Here is a 1,137-nt window from a genome sequence, read left to right on the forward strand (position 1 = left end):
CTAGTGTCCTGCGCCGGGAATTCGATCAAGATATGAGGCCAGGCGTTCGAGGATCTCGTCGGCGCTCTTCGTCCAGGCGAAGGGGCGGGGGTTCTCGTTCCAGGCCTTGATCCAGTTCCGGATGTCTTTCTCAAGCGCCTGGAGGGACTTGTGGGTGCCGCGTCGTATCTGTTTGTCCGTCAGGAGTCCGAACCATCGCTCGACCTGGTTGAGCCAGGAGGAGTAGGTGGGGGTGAAGTGCATGTGGAACCGGGGGTGGGCCTCCAGCCACTTCTTGACCGCCGGTGACTTGTGGGTGCTGTAGTTGTCACAGATCAGGTGGACGTCCAGGCCGGCCGGGACTTCCTTGTCAAGCTTGGTCAGGAACTTCTTGAACTCGACAGCCCGGTGACGGCGGTGGATGGAGCCGATGATCTCGCCGGTGGCCACGTCCAGCGCCGCGAACAGGGTGGTCACGCCGTGGCGGATGTAGTCGTGGGTTCGGCGCTCGGGCATGCCCGGCATCATCGGCAGCACCGGCGCGGACCGGTCCAGCGCCTGGATCTGAGATTTCTCATCCACGCACAGGACCAGAGCACGTTCCGGCGGGTCCAGATACAGGCCCACCACATCGCGGACCTTGTCGATGAACTGTGGGTCGTTGGACAGCTTGAACGTATCCACCTGATGCGGCTTGAGACCGAACGCTTTCCAGATCCGGCCGACCGAGGACTTCGACAGCCCACTCTCGGCTGCCATCGAAGCCCTCGACCAGTGCGTGGCGTCCTTCGGCGACCGCTCCAGCGTGGCGACGACGACCTCCTCGACCCGGTCATCGGTGATCTTCCTCGGGGCGCCGGGCCGGGGCTCGTCCACAAGCCCTTCCATCCGGCGCTCCAGGAAACGCCGCCGCCACTTGCCCACGGTCTGCGGCCAGATACCGAGCTCGTCGGCAACCTGCCGGTTCGTCTTGCCGTCCGCACACCCCAGCACGATCCGGCACCGCTGAGCCAGCGCCTGCGAGGACTTCGCCCGCCGCGACCAGCGCACCAGTGTCGCCCGCTCGTCCTCGGACAACACCAGCTCGGCCATCGGCCGCCCCATCTTCGCCATGAAGACAGCCTACTAATTCAACGAATTCCCGGCGCAGGACACTAG

The 1,137-nt window shown here is 64.6% G+C and carries 1 protein-coding gene; it reads right to left on the reverse strand.

Annotated elements, in window-relative coordinates; all coding sequences use genetic code 11:
* Positions 1-1,083 carry an IS630 family transposase gene (locus ACFY15_RS36930; RefSeq protein WP_390827091.1) on the reverse strand — a complete coding sequence of 361 codons (1,083 nt, stop codon included), beginning with the start codon at positions 1,081-1,083 and terminating at the stop codon, positions 1-3.
* Between the last annotated feature and the right edge of the window lie 54 nt (positions 1,084-1,137).

Source organism: Streptomyces sp. NPDC001373 (genome assembly GCF_042895815.1).
Taxonomy (GTDB): domain Bacteria; phylum Actinomycetota; class Actinomycetes; order Streptomycetales; family Streptomycetaceae; genus Streptomyces.

Coding starts and splice junctions, on each gene's coding strand:
- ACFY15_RS36930 (WP_390827091.1), bottom strand. CDS start 1,083: ATGGGGCGGCCGATGGCCGAGCTGGTGTTGTCCGAGGACGAGCGGGCG.